16 protein-coding genes are annotated in these 16808 nt (G+C 72.1%); 7 read left to right on the top strand and 9 right to left on the bottom strand.

Annotation, left to right across the window (positions count from 1 at the left end; translation table 11 throughout):
- Positions 1 to 18: 18 nt before the first annotated feature.
- The 3 genes from K4S16_RS18135 to K4S16_RS18125 all read right to left on the bottom strand — a co-directional run bounded on the left by K4S16_RS18135 (position 19) and on the right by K4S16_RS18125 (position 1606).
- Positions 19 to 627 (bottom strand): Uma2 family endonuclease, encoded by a 609-nt coding sequence (locus tag K4S16_RS18135; RefSeq protein WP_149260102.1) that lies wholly within the window; start codon positions 625 to 627, stop codon positions 19 to 21.
- A 65-nt stretch (positions 628 to 692) separates the two neighbouring features.
- Complete coding sequence (locus K4S16_RS18130) at positions 693 to 1313, bottom strand: hypothetical protein (protein WP_149260101.1); 621 nt, start codon at positions 1311 to 1313, stop codon at positions 693 to 695.
- 113 nt (positions 1314 to 1426) lie between these two features.
- On the bottom strand, positions 1427 to 1606 hold the full coding sequence (locus K4S16_RS18125; RefSeq protein WP_149260100.1) for a hypothetical protein: 180 nt from the start codon (positions 1604 to 1606) through the stop codon (positions 1427 to 1429).
- Between the two features lie 213 nt (positions 1607 to 1819).
- Between K4S16_RS18125 and K4S16_RS18120 the strand changes: the two genes are divergently transcribed.
- Both K4S16_RS18120 and K4S16_RS18115 read left to right on the top strand, forming a co-directional pair.
- Positions 1820 to 2926, top strand: coding sequence for a CapA family protein (locus tag K4S16_RS18120; RefSeq protein WP_149260199.1), 1107 nt, complete (start codon positions 1820 to 1822; stop codon positions 2924 to 2926).
- A 76-nt stretch (positions 2927 to 3002) separates the two neighbouring features.
- On the top strand, positions 3003 to 4793 hold the full coding sequence (locus K4S16_RS18115) for an SDR family oxidoreductase (RefSeq protein WP_149260099.1): 1791 nt from the start codon (positions 3003 to 3005) through the stop codon (positions 4791 to 4793).
- A 1-nt stretch (position 4794) separates the two neighbouring features.
- Here K4S16_RS18115 and K4S16_RS18110 read toward each other — a convergent pair whose 3' ends face one another.
- Positions 4795 to 5787 (bottom strand): AraC family transcriptional regulator, encoded by a 993-nt coding sequence (locus tag K4S16_RS18110; protein WP_149260098.1) that lies wholly within the window; start codon positions 5785 to 5787, stop codon positions 4795 to 4797.
- Positions 5784 to 6890, bottom strand: a complete 1107-nt coding sequence (locus K4S16_RS18105; RefSeq protein WP_149260097.1) for an LLM class flavin-dependent oxidoreductase — start codon at positions 6888 to 6890, stop codon at positions 5784 to 5786. The genes K4S16_RS18110 and K4S16_RS18105 overlap by 4 nt, the downstream gene beginning before the upstream one ends.
- Before the next feature lie 107 nt (positions 6891 to 6997).
- On the opposite strand from K4S16_RS18105, the gene K4S16_RS18100 reads away from it, so the two are divergent.
- Positions 6998 to 7759 (top strand): endonuclease/exonuclease/phosphatase family protein, encoded by a 762-nt coding sequence (locus tag K4S16_RS18100; protein ID WP_149260096.1) that lies wholly within the window; start codon positions 6998 to 7000, stop codon positions 7757 to 7759.
- Between the two features lie 193 nt (positions 7760 to 7952).
- On the opposite strand, the gene K4S16_RS18095 is transcribed toward K4S16_RS18100, so the two are convergent.
- Together K4S16_RS18095 and K4S16_RS18090 are read right to left on the bottom strand one after the other, a co-directional pair.
- The gene (locus tag K4S16_RS18095) at positions 7953 to 8150 is read right to left on the bottom strand and encodes a hypothetical protein (protein WP_149260095.1); all 198 of its coding nucleotides are present in this window, start codon (positions 8148 to 8150) and stop codon (positions 7953 to 7955) included.
- 7 nt (positions 8151 to 8157) lie between these two features.
- Positions 8158 to 9636: an APC family permease gene (locus K4S16_RS18090; RefSeq protein ID WP_149260094.1), complete on the bottom strand. Its 1479-nt coding sequence runs from the start codon at positions 9634 to 9636 to the stop codon at positions 8158 to 8160.
- Between the two features lie 208 nt (positions 9637 to 9844).
- Here K4S16_RS18090 and K4S16_RS18085 point away from each other — a divergent pair, with 208 nt between their 5' ends.
- From K4S16_RS18085 to K4S16_RS18075, 3 genes are all read left to right on the top strand, one after another.
- Positions 9845 to 10477: a TetR/AcrR family transcriptional regulator gene (locus K4S16_RS18085; RefSeq protein ID WP_149260093.1), complete on the top strand. Its 633-nt coding sequence runs from the start codon at positions 9845 to 9847 to the stop codon at positions 10475 to 10477.
- A 125-nt stretch (positions 10478 to 10602) separates the two neighbouring features.
- Positions 10603 to 11952, top strand: coding sequence for an FAD-dependent oxidoreductase (locus K4S16_RS18080; RefSeq protein ID WP_149260092.1), 1350 nt, complete (start codon positions 10603 to 10605; stop codon positions 11950 to 11952).
- Positions 11953 to 12038: 86 nt separating this feature from the next.
- Entirely contained in the window at positions 12039 to 13760 is a 1722-nt protein-coding gene (locus K4S16_RS18075; RefSeq protein ID WP_149260091.1) for an aldehyde dehydrogenase family protein, read from the top strand.
- Positions 13761 to 13852: 92 nt separating this feature from the next.
- Here K4S16_RS18075 and K4S16_RS18070 read toward each other — a convergent pair whose 3' ends face one another.
- A complete protein-coding gene (locus K4S16_RS18070) occupies positions 13853 to 14749 on the bottom strand; it encodes an alpha/beta hydrolase (protein WP_149260090.1) in 897 nt (298 codons plus the stop codon).
- 91 nt (positions 14750 to 14840) lie between these two features.
- Entirely contained in the window at positions 14841 to 15614 is a 774-nt protein-coding gene (locus K4S16_RS18065; RefSeq protein ID WP_235036883.1) for an SAM-dependent methyltransferase, read from the bottom strand.
- A 131-nt stretch (positions 15615 to 15745) separates the two neighbouring features.
- Here K4S16_RS18065 and K4S16_RS18060 point away from each other — a divergent pair, with 131 nt between their 5' ends.
- A complete protein-coding gene (locus K4S16_RS18060) occupies positions 15746 to 16804 on the top strand; it encodes an MBL fold metallo-hydrolase (RefSeq protein ID WP_149260088.1) in 1059 nt (352 codons plus the stop codon).
- Positions 16805 to 16808: the final 4 nt, after the last annotated feature.

Below are 16808 nucleotides of genomic sequence, written 5' to 3'. Positions count from 1 at the left end.
CGCAGGCCGCCCGTGGCGTCAGACGCCTTCCAACTCCGAGAACGCCACGTTCACCTTCATCCCCTCAGGCAGTTCGGTGCTGAGCGAACCGCGATGCACGGCTGCCAGCCCGTAATCGCATCCGCTCCAGTCAAGTCGGTGCTCTTGGACGTCCACTATCCGCCGGCCATGCATGAGGACGATGAGATACACGGGAATGCGCTGGCCCGCATACTCGGCCCGCTTGTCATAGAAGTGGGTGATGTCGACGGATGATGTGATTTCGATGGCGGCCATGACGTCGTCCGAGCAGAGCTTCGCCCCGGGCTCCTTCCGGCGCGCGACACTGATGTCGGGCCGCCGCATGGTGAAGTGCTTCTCGCCCCTGTGGGGAGCCCGGCCACTCTCCCGGAAGTGCACATCAGCGCCTGCCAGAACTTCGAGATCGGCCTGTGCGGGGCGCGCGGCCCGCAGGGCCGTCGTCAGGTTGCGCGACACGTCGCGCTCCTGCGGGCTGGCCCCTTTGCAGCCGATGACGCCGCCGTCCACGATCTCGATGCCTAGGCGTGCCTCCACTGGCAGCGCTTCGTACTCCTCGATGGTGATCAGGAGGCAGGAGGGGTTCGCCGCCCATACCGGAAGGGGCATGCGTCAGGCTCCTCTGCTCGGCCGAGTACCAGGCCAGAGCCTGGATGCGCGGGCCGTTGGCGGGGTCAGGGGGCGAAGGGCGGGGCGGATTTGAAGTCGGGGTGGAGTTCGATCGTGGGGGCCAGGGCGGTCAGGGTGCGGCGGGCCCGGGACAGCGGGTGCTGGGGGAAGTGCGGGTCCCAGCCGGGGTCTTCGGAGAGGTTGCGGGGCAGGCCGCCCTGGATCTCCGGGGCGTAGGCGTGCTGCGCCCACCAGCGCATCATGTCCTGGAGGTCGCGGCCCTGCCCGTACTCGGTCAGGTAGTGGTTGAGCGCGGTGCTGTCACGCATCCCGGTGACGCCCTGCTCCAGGCACTGGATCTTCAGGACGAGGCTGCGGTCCGCGCGCGGCACGGTGAAGGATGCGACGTAGGCGACGCCGGCCGGACGGTCGGGGAGCGGCAGCTTGATGATCTGCCGGACGGCCGGGAGCCCGTCCAGCGTGATCACGTCCAGTTCGATCAGCCCGCCGCCGGCCTCGGCCGCCTTTTCGGCGATGCGGCGGCGCAGCAGGTCGAGTTGCTCCAGCGGGGCCGGCAGGTCGGGCGGGATGTCGTACCCGTAGAGGGCGGCGACGTCGCCGTCCGCGTTGCGGTAGGCGCCGGGCTGGAGCGGCTCCCACCCGGTCTCGTCGAAGCGGAGGGTCATGGGCGTGCACGTTACCGACGAAAAAGGGCGGAGGGGGAGCGGTCGGTGGGAGGTGGTCCGGCCGCTCCCCCTGGTGAGGGCGCCCCGAGGCCGGGCGTCCCCTCCGGTGGTGGTCAGTCGCCCTCGGCGGCGGGACGGCACGCGGGGCACAGGCCCCGGAAGGTGACCTCGGCCGCCTCGATCCGGAAGCCGGTGCCGGCCGGCGGCTCCAGGCAGGGGGCGTGCGCCGCGGCGCGGTCGGCGTCCTCGGCCGCTCCGCAGCTCCGGCACACCAGGCGCCGGGTGTCGCCCACGCGGCCCTCCGGACGGGCCGGGCTCGCCACGGTCATCGGGTGCGGGGCCTCGGCGTCTCGGATGCGGTCATGCGGGTCAACCTATCCCCGTAAACAAGAACGGCTCAAGACAAAGACTCGTGCGTCTTTGCCGGGGCGCAGCGTGCTCGTGGCATGCTGGGCCGACCCGACGCGGAGGTCCATGGGGGGCCGGACGGAGGCGAGGCGATGGCCATGCGGGGGAAGACGGGCTTGCGGGGGACGACCGCCGTGGTCGTGGCCGGGGTGGCGCTGGCCGCGGCGGCGTGCGGCGGATCCGACAAGTCCAAGGCGGAGGGCGCCACGCCCCCGGCGTCGCCGAAAGGCCAGGGGCAGGGCGGGGACGGGTCGCAGCAGCCCAAGGCCGCCAAGCAGCCGATCCTGATCGCCTTCGGCGGCGACACGCACTTCGAGGGGTCGCTGCGGGGGCGGCTGGCCAACCCGTCCACCGCGCTCGGGCCGGTCGCCAAGCAGCTGCGCGCCGCGGACCTCGCCATGGTGAACCTGGAAACGGCGATCACGACGGGTGGTACGCCCGCGCCCGGCAAGCAGTTCACCTTCCGCGCGCCCGCCACCGCGTTCACGGCCCTGAAGGCGGCGGGCGTGGACGTGGCCTCCATGGCCAACAACCACGGCATGGACTACATGGAGGGCGGCCTGCGCGACTCCCTGGCCGCCATCAAGCGCAGCCGGTTCCCGGTGGTCGGCATCGGCAAGAACGCGGATGCCGCCTACCGCCCGTACCGCGTCACCGTGAAGGGCAACAGGATCGCCATCGTCGGCGCCACGCAGGTGCTGGACGACAACCTGATCCAGGCGTGGACGGCCACCGACGCCAAGGGCGGCCTCGCGTCCGCCAAGGACGTCCCGCGCATGGTGCAAGCGGTGAAGGAGGCGCGCCAAGGATCGGACGTCGTCATCGTGCACCTGCACTGGGGCGCCGAGCTGAAGGGGTGCCCGCTGCCCCGGCAGCAGGAACTCGCCAAGGCGCTCGTCGAGGCGGGCGCCGACGTGGTGGTCGGTGGACACGCGCACATCCCGCTGGGCGGCGGCTACATGAACGGCGCCTACGTCCACTACGGCATGGGCAACTTCGTGTTCTCTTCGGCGCAGGGCCAGACGGCGAAGTCGGGCGTGCTGTTCCTCAAGGTCGTGAACGGCAAGGTCGCCAAGGACAAGTGGAGCCCCGCCCTCATCTCCGGCGGCATCCCCATCCCGATGAAGGGCGCCGCCGCCAAGGCGGAGGTCCAGCGGTGGAACGGCCTGCGTTCGTGCACCGGCCTTAGCGCGCGCCCTTCCTGAGGGAACTCTCTGGACAGGCCGCTTGAGGGGCGTAGTTTCACGGGAAACGGGCTCCTAGGGACAGGCGGGCGGGCTGATGCGTGACCAGCGGGTGAGGTCGGGCGAGATCGAGCTGGCCGTGCGGGTGCGGGGCGTGGAGAACCGGCCGACGGTCGTGCTCGTCCACGGCTACCCGGACACCGGCGCGATGTGGGACGAGGTCGCCGAGCGGCTCGCCGGGCGGTTCCGCGTCGTCGCCTACGACGTGCGAGGGGCCGGCGCGTCCGGCGCTCCCGCCGACCCGCTGGACTACCGGCTGGACGCGCTCATGGGCGATCTGGAGGCCGTCCTGGACGGCGTCGGCGCCGACGAGCCCGTCCACCTGGTGGGGCACGATTGGGGTTCGGTGCAGGGCTGGGAGGCCGTCATCGGGGACCGGCTGCGCGGCCGCATCGCCTCCTTCACCTCGATCTCCGGGCCGGACCGGCGGCACATGGCCCGCTGGGCGCGGGAGGCCGTCCGGTCCGGGCCGCGGGGCGTCGCGGAGGTGCTCGGGCAGGCGCGGCGCAGCGTCTACATGCCGGTCCTGATGGCGCCCCGGGCGGGCGAGGCCGCGGCCCGGGTGCTCGCCGCCGGGTTCGGCCGGACGATGCGGCTGCGCGAGGGCACCGAACCGCGCCCCGGGCATCCGGCCGGCACGCTGGCCGCGGACGCCCGCAACGGGCTCGGCCTGTACCGCGCCAACATGTACCGCGCCGGCGCGGGCCGGGGCGAGGGCGCGTCCGGGGACGGGCGGACGGACGTCCCCGTCCAGCTCATCGTCCCCGTCAAGGACCGCTACGGCTCGCAGTCGCTCCTGCTGTCCGCGCGCGGGCCCGTGGAACGCCTGTACGTACGGCGCGCACCGGCCGGGCACTGGGTGGCGCGCAGCCATCCCGATCTCGTCGCCCGCTGGATCGGCGAGTTCGTGGAGCACATCGAAGGCGGGCCGGAGACCCCTGGCCTCGCCCACGCGCGCGCGGCAGGACGTCCCGGCAAGGACTTCGGCGGCGATCTCGTCGTCGTCACGGGGGCGGGCAGCGGCATCGGACGCGCCACCGCCCACGCCTTCGCCGCAGAAGGCGCCCGCGTGGTCGCGGCGGACATCGACGAAGGCGCCGCCGAGCGAACGGTCGATGAGATCCAGGCTGCCGGCGGCGAAGCGCACGTCTACGGGGTCGACGTGGCCGACGCCGAGGCGATGGAGCGGTTCGCCGACTACGTCCGGGACGTGTTCGGCGTGCCCGACATCGTGGTGAACAACGCGGGCATCGCCATCGCGGGCTCCTTGCTCGACACGTCCGAGGAGGAGTGGAACCGCATCCGCTCCATCAACCTGGACGGCATGTACCGGGGCTCCCGCCTGTTCGGCCGCCAGATGGTGGAACGCGGCGAGTGGGGCCACATCGTCAACCTCTCGTCGATGGCCGCCTACCTGCCCAGCCCGGAGATGCCCGCCTACGGCGCCACCAAGGCCGCCGTCCTGCAGATGACCGAGGGCCTCCGCCTCGACCTCGACCGCTACGGGATCGGCGTCTCGGCCATCTGCCCCGGGGTGATCGATACGCCCATCGTCGGCAGGACCCGATTCGTCGGGTTGCCGCGCGGCGCGGAGACCGAGCTGCGCGAGCGGCTCGGGCGGGCGTCCGAGCGCCGGGGATTCGCGCCGGAGAAGGTCGCGCGGGCCATCCTGCGGGCCGTCCGGCAGGACAGGCCGGTGGTGCACGTGACCGCCGAGGCGCGCTTCGGCCGCGCGCTCTCCCGCGTGTCGCCCACCGCGAACAGGGCCCTGGCCCGCATCGGGCGCCGCGCCGGGGACCGCATCCTGGCGGGCATCGAGCGGAACTGACTCAGCTCCGCATCAGGGTCTGCGAGGGCGTCTCCCCGAAGCGCTGCCGGTAGTGGGCGGCGAAACGGCTCATGTGGAAGTATCCGGCGGCCCCGGCGACGTCGGTGATGGTGCGGGGCCCGGGCCGGGCGACGGTGAGCGCGGCGCGGGCGCGGTCGAGCCGCACGCCGCGCAGGAGCTGCGTCGGCGTCAGGCCCCACTCGGTCTGGCAGACGGCCTGGAGCTGCCGGACGCCGAGCCCCACGGCCGCCGCGATGTCCGTGACCCCGACCGGGCGGTGGTGGTGCGCCTCGACCCATTCCCGGATGATCCCGGCCAGATGGTGGGGGACCCGGCCGGCGGGCTCCGCGAGGCTCGGCGTGCCCGTGTGCGGCAGGCCGAGGAGGATCGCCGTGAGCAGCGACTCCTCCAGGCTGCGCTCGGCCAGCGGATGGAGCCCGCCCTGCGCCGCCGCGTCGTCCAGGACGTCGCACACGTACCGCCAGGTGCGTTCGACGATCGAGGACGGCACGAGGCCCTGCTCGCCGGCGTCGTGGAAGCGCAGCGGCGCGGTGTGGTCGCGTCCGAGATGGGCGCCCAGATGGTCGGCGAGCCGCCCGGTGCTCGTCGCGATCACCAGGCAGCCCTCCGTCGGATGCGGCGTGCTCCGCATCGCCTCGTCGTGCGAGAGGACGAGGCTGCCGCCGGCGGTCTCGCGGCGCCTGGAGGCCCGGTACTCGACGCCCATGGGCGCGATCGGCGCGCACATGGCGAAATGGCCTTCCGTGGGCGGCGTGTCGACGATGACGCCGCCGCCCCCGTACCGCACCCAGACGAGGTTCACCGATCCCACGCCGAGGGCGTTGACCAGGCCGTCCATCGGCACGTCGGGTTCGAGCGCCTGGAGGTCGTGGCCGACGGCGAACGGTTCGACCGTGTCGTGCAGGACTCCGATGTCCTTGCTGACGACGCGCCGATGGGCGGACAGGGGCGGCTTTGTCGCGGTTGATGTCATCGTCCTGGTGGGGGAGCCGTTTCCTGATGGGCGACGGGCAGAACACCTCGGGCCCGCAGCCGCGGCATGACCTCGGCGGCGAAGTAACCCAGTTCGTCAGCGTAATTGAGGAACGACAGAGCGATACCGTCGAATCCCGCACGAGCGAACTCCGCGAGGCCGTCCGCGACGTCGTCGGGGTCGCCGACCAGCGGGCAACTGCCGTGCCCGGCCGCGAACCTGTCCCGGTACACCTGGAGCATCTCCGGTGTGAACGACTGCGCGTGCAGCCCCTGCAGCCGCATCACCTCGTCGACGGCGGGCCAGTCGGCGTGCTCGTCGGCGTAGTAGCGCAGGAAGTCCTCGGCCTCCGCCCTCGTCGGGCGGCACACGACATGGCCGAGCGTGAAGACGCCCACCTCCCGGCCGTGGGAGGCGGCCTCGGCGCGGATGGCCTTCACGATCCCGGCCCCGTCCTCCGGGCCGCCGACGACCGTGAACGCCCGGTCGGCGTTGCGCGCGGCGAACGACCGCCCCTGCGCGGACGACCCGGCGTTGATGACCGGGAGGCTGTGCCCGTTATACGGCTTGGGCCTGCCCACCACATGCTTGAGCTGGAAGAACCGCCCTTCGTGGTCGAACGGCTCGTCGCTCGACCAGATGCGCCTGACGACGTCCCACCACTCCTGCGCTAGGGCGTACCGCGTGTTGTGGTCGCCGGGCAGCGTGAGGCCGAACATCTCGTACTCGGGAGCGTGCCAACCGGCCACGATGTTCAGCCCGACCCGCCCCTTGCTGAGGTGGTCGGCGGTCGCGAGCTGCTTGGCCGCGACGACGGGATGGTGGAACGCGGTGTGGACGGTGGTGAACACGCGGAGCCGGCTGGTCTGGGCGAGGAGCCCGGACGCCCACACCAGCGGGTCGAGGGCGCTGCGGTGGAAGTCGGTGTCCGGCCCCCAGTCGGTCCAGCGCGCGACCGGGAGGAGGAAGTCGATGCCCACCTCGTCCGCGATCCGCGCGAGCCGCAGGTTCTCGTCCCAGGTCGCATGCCATCGCTCTGGTGCGGTCGTGATGGCGAGGCCCGATTCGGTGTTGGGGGAGAACAAGCCGAGTTGGAATCCCATGCAGAACCTTTCCGTCCAGCCGCGTCCGGTGTCACCGGTCCGGTCGTCGCGCCCAGTATCCGAAGGCGTCACCTCGCCGGGCAACGCGGTGACATAGAGTGGCCGCCATGCAGGCGCGCGTCCTCACGTTCAACACCCTGTACAAGGGCGAGGCCCGGGCCCGGATGGGCGTGCTGGCCGAAATGATCGAGCGGTCGGAGTACGACGTCGTCTGCCTGCAGGAGGTCATCTCGTGGCGGGTCCTGAGCCTGCTGCGCCGCGCCGCGCCCTCGTATCCGCACGTCGCTTACGCGCCGTTGTTCCCGCTCGTGCGCGGCGGGCTGGTGACGCTCTCCCGCCATCCGGTGACCCGCCGCCACTTCGTGCACTATGTTCCTGCCCGTCCGGCCCGTCCCGAATGGCTGCTGGGCAAGGGCGCCCTGTTCACCCGGATCCGGCTCCCCGGCGGCCACCTGACCGTCGTGAACACCCACCTGTCGGCGAACCTCGACATGGACTGGTCTCCGTCCAACGTCTACACGCGGGTCGAGCAGGCGGAGCTGCGCCGGCTGGCGGCCGCCGTCGACCGGATCCCGAAGACGGAGCCGCTGGTGGCGATGGGCGACTTCAACGTCCCCCGCGACTCCCCCTACTTCGCGGACTTCGTCTCGGCCACCGGGCTGCGGGACGCATTCGGCGGCGACACGGAACCGACCTTCCGCCCCGACTACGCGGAGATCGGCGCCATCGACCAGCTCCTGGTCAGGCCGGGGATGGAGGCGAAGACGCGCCTGGTCTTCAAGGAGAAGGCCAGGCTCCCCGGCGGTCGCTCGACCGTCCTGTCCGACCACTACGGGATCGAGGCCTCCCTCACGGTACGCAACGGCTAGCGCCGCCGGCCGTTCCTCGAGAGGGCATTCTCCAAGCGGGGCGGCAGCCTGCCGGGGCCTGCGGTGCTCGCCGCAGCCCCCCGCGGGTTCGTACACCAGATCGGGTTCGTCGAACTCGGCGAAGGCGCCCAGCTGTTCACCGGTCGTGAGACCTCCCGCACGGGGAGCAGCGGCCAGTTGCCCCGGACGGAGATCAGGCCGCGCGAGGGCGCCCCTCGGCGAACGATTCGGGGTTCAGCACGGGCACGCTGTTCAGGGTGATGTTCGCGCGGTCGTAGGCGGCGATGCGGTGGAGGAACATCGCCACGAGCTCGACGCTCGTGACCAGCCCGGCGGCGAGGGCCGCGCTGAGGTCGGCGATCGAGGAGTCAGGAGAGATCGCGGTGGGCACGGCGGGCTCACTCTCCCTGTCGGCGGGCGTTCTCGGCCGCGGCGAGCTCGGACTGGATCGTCGCGTACGCCCGGTCGGAGGGCTCGACGCCCTTCTGGCGGCCGGCCGCGACGACCCCGGCGACCGCGGCCGCGGGCAGGAGCCACGGAAGCGAGTTCACCCAGGCGAGGTCGCTGCCGGTCAGGGTCGAGTAGTTGACGAGCATCAGGATGAGCCCGACGACCAGTCCGAGGCCGCCGAGGGCCGGCGCGACGATGGCGCCCCAGACCGACTCGCCCCGGCGGTGGCGGAGGAAGAACCCGACGATCGAGATGCCGGCGGTGGCCTGTAGCGCGACGATGCCGAGCACTCCGAGGCCGTAGAGACTGATGCCCATGCCGAGGTAGGGATCCTGTCCGGCGAGGGTGAAGCCGAAGGTGGCCGCCGCGACGAGCCCGAGTTGCCAGCCGCTCGCCACGACGGGGGAGCCGTGTCGGGAATGGAGTCGGGCCATCGCCCGCGGGAGCAGGCCGTCGCGGGCGAGCGCCACCTGGTAGCGGGCGGTGTTGCAGTGGAACGCCAGGAAGGCGGCGAACAGGCTGGTCATCACCAGGATGCCCATGATGTCGGTGAAGGACTGCCCGAGGTAGTCGGTGCTGGCGTTGAAGATGAAGTTCTCGGGGTCGTCCTTGGCCGCGGCCTGGGCGTGGTCGACGCCGTACGCCGAAATCGCGGCCCACGTGGTGACCAGGTAGAAGCCGGCGATGACGGCCAGGGAGACGTACGTCGCGCGTGGGACCGTGCGGTGCGGTGCACGGGCCTCCTCACCGTAGAGGGCCGTGGCCTCGAAACCGACGAAGGAGCCGAAGGCGAGCATGAGGCTGACGCCGAAGCCGCCGCCGAACACCACCGCGGGCTGGAACACCTCAAGGGAGAAGCCGTGGAAGCCCTTCTCGATGAGGACCGCCGCGTCGAAGCCGAGCAGGAGCAGCACCTCGGCGGCGAGCGCGAGGCCGAGCACCTTCGCGCTCATGGTGACCTTGAAATAAGCCAGCAACGAGACGAGCAGGAAGAAGGCCAGGGCGCAGACCTGCCAGGACACCCGCGCACCGGCGATCTCGCTGATGACCTCACCGCCGAAGTACGCCAGAGCACCGAAAATCCCGATGGTGGCGACGTTGTAGGCGAGCAGCGCGACGTAGGCGGTGGCGCCGCCCGCGTGCCGGCCCAGTCCATGCCGGGCGAAGGTGTAGAAACCCCCGACGCTGGTGATCCGCCGGCTCATCCTCACGTACCCGGTGCTGAACAGCGCGAGCACCACGCCCGCGATGAGGTAGGTGCCCGGAGCGCCGGCGCCGTCGCCCAGGGCGATCGACAGGGTCAGCAGGGCGACCACGACGCCCATCGGGGCCACGCCCGCGAGCACGAAGAACACGATGTCGGCGGTCCCCATGGCACCGCCGTCGAACCGCCCCTCGCGGGGGCGAGTGGAGTCCACCGTTGACACCGACGGTCTCCCTTCCTCTCAGACGACCACGCGCGCCGTGCGAGCGCCTCCCCTCCCGCCGCCTGCCGCGACGCTGGAGGAGGGATGGTCGTGCCGCTGAATTCAGTCAGTTGACCGACTGGGAGGTGACGATAAGCAGGTGCCACGCCGGTTGACAAGATGGATGGGACAATAATTCGGTCAGTCGACCACATCTGGGAGAGAGTGAATGGCGTACATGGAGGCCTCGGTCCGTCGCAAGCAGCTCGTGGCGGCCGCCCGCAGCGTGCTGGCAAGGGAGGGCGTCGCCCGCACCTCGTTGCGCGCCGTCGCCGCGGAGGGCGGGGTCTCGCTCGGGACGCTGCAGTACGTCTTCCCCTCCAAGGAACTCCTGCTGCGGGCCGTCATCGAGGACGTGGTCGACGAGATCGCCGGGGTGCTCAAGGAGTCGGTGCAGGTGGAGGACGGCCTCGAGCACGCGATCCGCCAGGGGCTCACCAGGTTCTGGTCCCAACTGGTGGCCGAGCAGTCCGACCTGCAGCTCATGCAGTACGAACTGACCACCTACGCTCTGCGGACCCCGGGGCAAGAGCACCTGGCGCGCTGGCAGTACGAACGCTATGCCGGCATCGTGGCCCAGTGGTGCCAGGAGGCCGCCGGCAAGGCCGGTGAGGTCTGCGCGATCCCGTTCGCCCAGTTGGCGAGGGTGGTGGTGGCCAGTGTCGACGGGCTGATCCTGCAGCACGTGTGCGACCCCAGTCCGGGCCGGTCGCGCGAGGACCTCGACGCCGTGATCGAGATGCTCATCGGGCTGGCCGGGGTGCGGCCGGCCGGGCGGGTCCGCACCGCCGGTGGCGCCTGAGCGCGGGGCATGGCCACGTGATCCGGTCGGCTGCATGAATCTGTCCGTCTGAGGTCTTGCCTCGACTGACGTCGGCGTCTACGGTCCATGAAGTAAGTCATACGACTGTACTACTTGGAGGTCCCATGCCTGACGTCGATGTCGTCGTGGTGGGCGCCGGTCTCGCCGGCCTCAGTGCGGCCCGGGAGCTGGTGGCCGCCGGAAGGACCGTGGCCGTCCTGGAGGCCCGGGACCGGGTCGCGGGCCGCACGCTCGGCGGCGTCCTCAGCAACGGGGTGCCGGTGGAGATGGGCGGCCAGTGGGTCGGCCCGACCCAGGACGCCGTCCTCGAGCTCATCGAGGAGCTCGGCCTGGAGACCTTCTCGACCTTCGACGACGGCGAGTCCCTCACCGTCTACGACGGTAAGGCGGTGCGGTACGCCGACGAGACCTTCGGCCTCCCTCTGGACTCCGCGATGGAGGTCGGCCGGCTCTGGGAGGAGATCGAGGAGCTCGCCTCGACCGTCACCACCGGGGCGCCGTGGGAGACCGAAGGCGCCGAGGACCTCGACCGCCGCACCCTCGACCAGTGGCTGGTCGCCAGCACCGAGGACACCATCGCCCTGCGCTTCTTCCGCCTGCTGGTGCCCGCTCTCTTCTCGGCGGAGTCTCCGGAGCTCTCGCTGCTGCACTTCCTCTTCTACGTCAAGTCCGGCACCAGCCTCGAGACCCTGGTCGCGACCACTGGTGGGGCCCAGGAGACCCGCGTGGTCGGCGGCACCCACCGGATCTCCGAGCGGATGGCGGAGGAACTCGGCGACCTGGTGCGGCTCGGCGCGGTGGTCCGCTCCATCGTCCAGGACGACACCGGGGTCGTCGTCGCCTACGAGGGTGGCCAGGTCACCGCCGGGCACGTGATCGTCGCGGTCCCGCAGACGCTCGCGGGCCGCATCCGCTACACCCCCGCCCTGCCCGCGCTGCGCGACGGCCTGACCCAGCAGATGCCGGCCGGCTCGGTGATCAAGTTCCAGGTCGGCTACGACACGCCGTTCTGGCGGGAGGAGGGGCTCAACGGCTTCGTGCTCAGCCTCGACGACTCGTTCAACGTCGTCCTGGACAACTCCCCGCCCGACGGCTCCTGCGGCGTCCTGGTCGGCTTCCTCGAAGGCGCCCACGCCCGCACCGCCGGCCGGGCGACCGCCGAGGAGCGCCGTGAACTGGTCGTCGCCGCCCTGGTGAAGTACTTCGGGGAGAAGGCCGCACGCCCGTTCGACGTGGTGGAGCAGGACTGGACCGCCGAGGAGTTCACCCGCGGCTGCTACGGCGGACGACTCGGCGCCGGCGCCTGGACCCAGTACGGCAGGGCCCTCACCGCGCCGGTCGGCCGCATCCACTGGGCCGGCGCGGAGACCTCCGACGTCTGGAACGGCTACATGGACGGCGCGGTCCGGTCCGGCCGCCGCGCCGCCGGAGAGATCCTCGCCGAGTACTCCTGAGCCCGAGGGGTGGCGGTGACCCCGCCGCCCCCTCTCGCGCCCCCCGCTCCTCGACACCTTTCGTCCGCACATCCGAGGAACAGACCATGAGGCTGACAGAACCGGCCGGCGCCCACCTCGACCCCGACGCGCTCGTCCAGCGCCTCGCCGCCGGCGAGAAGGCGTGGGCCGCGACCCCCCTGGCCGAGCGCCGCGACCTGCTCCTGGAGGTGATGCGGGCCGCCCACGCGAACGCGGCCGAGTGGGTCCGCATCGCGGCGCGCATCAAGCGACTCCCCACGGCCTCGCCGTCCGTCGGCGAGGAGTGGACCAGTGGCCCGTACGCCCTGATCGGCTACGCGCAGGCGCTGCAGGAGACCCTGGACCGCCTGGGCCGCGGCGGCCGGGTGCTCGCGGGATACGGCGTCGGCGAGGCGCCGGGCGGTCGGCTCGCCGTCCGGATCCTGCCGCACCACGTCTTCGACAGGCTCCTGCTCAACGGCTTCCAGGCCGAGGTCTGGACGAAGCCGGGCGTCACCGAGGAGCAGCTGCATGACGGTGCGGGACTCGGGCAGCGGACACCGGAGCGGACCGGCGGCGTGGCACTGGTGCTGGGCGCGGGCAACATCTTCTCCATCCCTCCGCTCGACGTGCTCTACCAGCTGTACGCCGACAACCGAACCGTCGTGCTCAAGCTGAACCCCATCACCGACCCGCTCCTCGGGGTCTTCCGCACCATCTTCCTGCCGCTGATCGACCGCGGCCTCGTCGAGATCGTCAGCGGGGGAGCCGAAGTCGGCTCGACCCTGGCGAACCACCCGGGGATCACGGCGGTCCACATGACCGGGAGCGAGGCGACCCACGACGCCGTCGTGTGGGGCGTGGGCGACGAGGCGGCGGCCGGGAAGGCGGCGGGCGCTCCGCGGCTGGACAAGCCGATGACCAGCGAGCTCGGCGGGGTCTGCCCCGTCATCGTCGTGCCGGGCGAGTGGTCCGCGGCGGACCTGCGGTTCCAGGCCGAGCACGTGGCCACCCAGCGCCTGCACAACAGCGGGTGCAACTGCGTCGCCGGTCAGATCGTGATCCTCAGCTCCGACTGGGCGCAGAAGGACGACTTCCTCGCCGCCCTCCGCCGGGCGCTGAGGGCCGCACCGGCCCGCCCGGCGTGGTACCCGGGATGCGACGCGCGCGTCCGGTCCGCCCGCCGTCTCCACCCGGCGGCCGAGGCCGTCGGCGGGACACCGGAACGCACGCTGCTCACCGGCCTGGACCTCACCGACGCGGGGGAGTCGGCCTTCTCCACCGAGTACTTCGGCCCTGTGCTCGGCGTCGCCGAGCTGCCCGGGACAGGCGCGGAGTTCCTCGACGCCGCGGTGGCCGCCGCCAACGACCGGCTGCGCGGCACCCTGGGCGCCAACATCATCGTCCATCCCGCGACGATCAGGGCGCTCGGCGGCCGTCTCCGCACGGCCGTCGCCGACCTGCGCTACGGCACGATCGGGGTGAACGCCTGGACCGGCCTCGGCTTCCTCACCCCACGGGCGACCTGGGGGGCCTACCCGGGACACACCCTGGAGGACGTGCAGAGCGGCATCGGCGTCGTCCACAACGCCCTGCTCCTCGACCACACCGAGCGCACCGTCCTGACCGGGCCGTTCCGGCCTTCGCCACGGTCCATCCTGCACGGGGAGCGGTCCATCTCCCCGAAACCCCCGTGGTTCGTCACCAACCGCACCGCCGCCGCCACCGGACGGCTGCTGACCGGCTTCACGGCACGACCGCGCTGGAGCGCGCTGCCGAGGATCTTCGCCTCCGCCCTGCGCGGCTGACGCCCGGACCGCCGGGATGTAGCGCGCCGCCGTGGTCCTGACCGGGGGTGGAGCGACCAGTGCGCTCCGCGCCTACGTTCGCGGCGGCGAACTCACCTGGCCAGGGCCCGCCGCAGGACGGCGCCGAGAGCGGCCACCTGCCGTTGGGACACCTCGGCGGACTGGATCGCCTGGGACCCGTGGAAGGTACCGGGCCACTGGTGCAACTCGACCGACACCCCTGCCTGGAGCAGGCGCAGTCCGTATTCGATGGCCTCATCGCGGTTCGGGTCGAACTCCGCGGTGGCGATATAGGCCGGTGGGAGTCCTGACAGGTCCGCCGCCCGGGCGGGGGCGGCTTCGGGTGTGCCGGGCGCGGAGCCCAAGTAGTGCCGCCACGACGCGGTGACGACGTCGCGGTCGATCCAGGGCGTGTCGGTGAAGTTCCGCTGCGACCAGGTCTGCTGCCGATCATCGAGCTCGGGCTCGTTGAGCAGCTGGAAGCGAACCGGCGGACCGTGCCGGTCCCGCGCGCGCAACGCCACCTGGGCCGCCAGCCCCGCACCGGCGCTGTGACCTCCGACGGCGATCCGCTCCGGGTCGATGCCGAGTTCGTTCGCGTTCCCGGCCGCCCAGGCGAGCACGGCGTAGATGTCGTCGAGGGCGGCCGGGAACGGGTTCTCGGGGGAGCGCCGGTAGTCCACCGAGATCACCACAGCGCCGGAGCCCTCGGCGATCCGGGTGGCCCAGAGATGCTCGGTGTCCAGGTCGCCCATGACGAATCCGCCGCCATGCAGCCAGACGACGGCCCCCTGGGCAGGGCGCGGGCGATAGATCCGCACCGCCACTTCCGGATCAGCGGGGACCGTGCGGTCCTCGACGTCCATGGTCGCGGTGTCCGGCGCCGGCCTCGCCGCGGCCGCCATGGCGTAGTTCTTCCGCGCGGCGTCCGGGTCGGTCAGATCGACCCGGGGCACCATCGAGACGAATGCTTCCAGTTCGGGGTCCATGCGACGATCTTCGCCTCCGCCTCCCCCGATGGTCATCCGCCGTTCGTCGCGCATCCCCGTGCATCACGCGCCGGTCGTCGCCCGCGTGATGTCAGCGGTCCTTGCGGGCCACGGCCGTCCAGCCGGCGTCGGTGATGTACTCGCCGCCGTAGGGGCGCCACTCGTGCAGGCGGACGACGCCCGGGTCCAGGATGGTGAGGCCGTCGAGGAGCGCCGTCACCTGGTCGCGGGTCCTGGCCACCAGGCTCGCGCTCGCAGACTGCGCCCGGTAGGTCTCCCCGACCTGGACGTTGCGCTGCTCCTCCAGCGCCGCGTGCGACAGGATGACGTGGCTGCCCGCGGGCAGGGCGTCGGTGAAGCGCCGTACGAGCGCGGCCGGGTTCTCCTCGTCATGGAGGAAGTGCAGGACGGCGACGAACAGCACACAGACCGGACGCCGGAAATCGATCAGCGTGTGCACCTGCGGATCGTCCAGCACCGTGTCCGGCTCGCGCATGTCGGCCTGGACGATCGCGGTCAGCTCGTCCGTCGCGACCAGAGCCCGCGCGTGGACGGTCACCATCGGATCGTTGTCGACGTACACGACCCGCGCGCCGGGCCGCTCCTTCCGGGCGATCTCGTGCACGTTGCCTTGCGTGGGCAGGCCGGTGCCGATGTCCAGGAACTGGTCGATGCCGAGCCCGGCCACGTGGCGGACGGCGCGCTGGAGGAACGCGCGGTTCGCGCGGGCGACCCCCTCGACCGTGGGGAGCGCCTGCGCGACCGCCTCCGCCGCCGCGCGGTCCGAGGCGTAGTTGTCCTTGCCGCCCAGGAAGTAGTCGTACATGCGGGCCACGCTCGGTGTGCCGGTGTCGACACCGGGCACGGACGAGGCTTCTCCGGAATCCGCCATCCCGCCGCCACGACCTTCCCTAAGCGGTCCAAATCATGATCATTCAGTCTACGCCGCCCGTGTCGCGCGGGAGCGGCCTGCGGACCGGCGGTTAGGCTGCCGGTATGTGCGAGACCACCGGCGGGACGGGGGAGGCCGCGGCGTCGATGCCGCGCGAGGTGCGCGGGGCGGCGGTCGATCCCATCGCGCTGGAGCCGGTGGACGAGGTCGAGATCCTCACCCTGGTCGACAACGTCTACGACGCCCTGCTGGGCGATGACGAGCGCACCCGCCGGGCGCGGGCCGGCGCGGGCGTCGTGGCCGCGCCGCAGTTCGAGGGCGGCCGCACCACCGCGGGGATGATCGCCGAGCACGGGTTCGCCGCGCTGGTCACGGTGCGCCGGGCCGGCCGCTCGACCACGCTGCTGTTCGACACCGGCCGGACGCCCGACGCGATGGTCACCAACGCCGACAGGCTCGGCGTCGACCTCGGCGACGTCCAGGGCGTCGTGCTCAGCCACGGCCACTTCGACCACACGGGCGGGCTGGCGGGGATGGCGGGCCTGCTCGGCGTGCGCTCGCTGCCGATGGTCCTGCATCCGCTGGTGTGGACGAGGCGCCGCCTCGCCGTCCCCGGCCGGGAGGTCGAGGAACTGCCGACGCTGAGCAAGCGGGCGCTGAACGGGGAGGGCTTCGAGGTCATCGAGCGCCGCGAGCCCTCGCTGCTGCTGGACGGCAGCGTCCTGATCACCGGCGAGGTCGACCGGACCACCGAGTTCGAGCACGGCATGCCGCCCCCGCACCAGGCCTGGACGGGCGCCGACTGGGTGCACGACCCGCTCGTCCTCGACGACCAGGCGCTCGTCGTCCACGTCCGGGGCCGCGGGCTGGTCGTGCTGACCGGCTGCGGCCACGCGGGCGCGATCAACATCGTCCGGCACGCGCAGCGCCTGACGGGGGTCGACGGGCTGTACGCGCTCGTCGGCGGGCTGCACCTCGGCGGCCCGGCCTTCGAACCGGTCATCCCGCCCACCGTCGCCGCCCTCACCGGCCTCGCCCCCGGACTCGTCGTCCCGGGCCACTGCACGGGCTGGCGTGCCCAGCACGCCCTGGCCGCCGCCCTGCCCGACGCCTGGGTGCAGGGCAGCAGCGGCACCGCCTACCGGCTGACCGCCGCGGCGTAGCGCG

Origin of the sequence: Actinomadura sp. K4S16 (genome assembly GCF_008327685.1) — a bacterium.
GTDB lineage: Bacteria > Actinomycetota > Actinomycetes > Streptosporangiales > Streptosporangiaceae > Spirillospora.
Note: the sequence above shows the minus strand (reverse complement) of the source record. Positions and strands in the feature narration are given on the sequence as shown.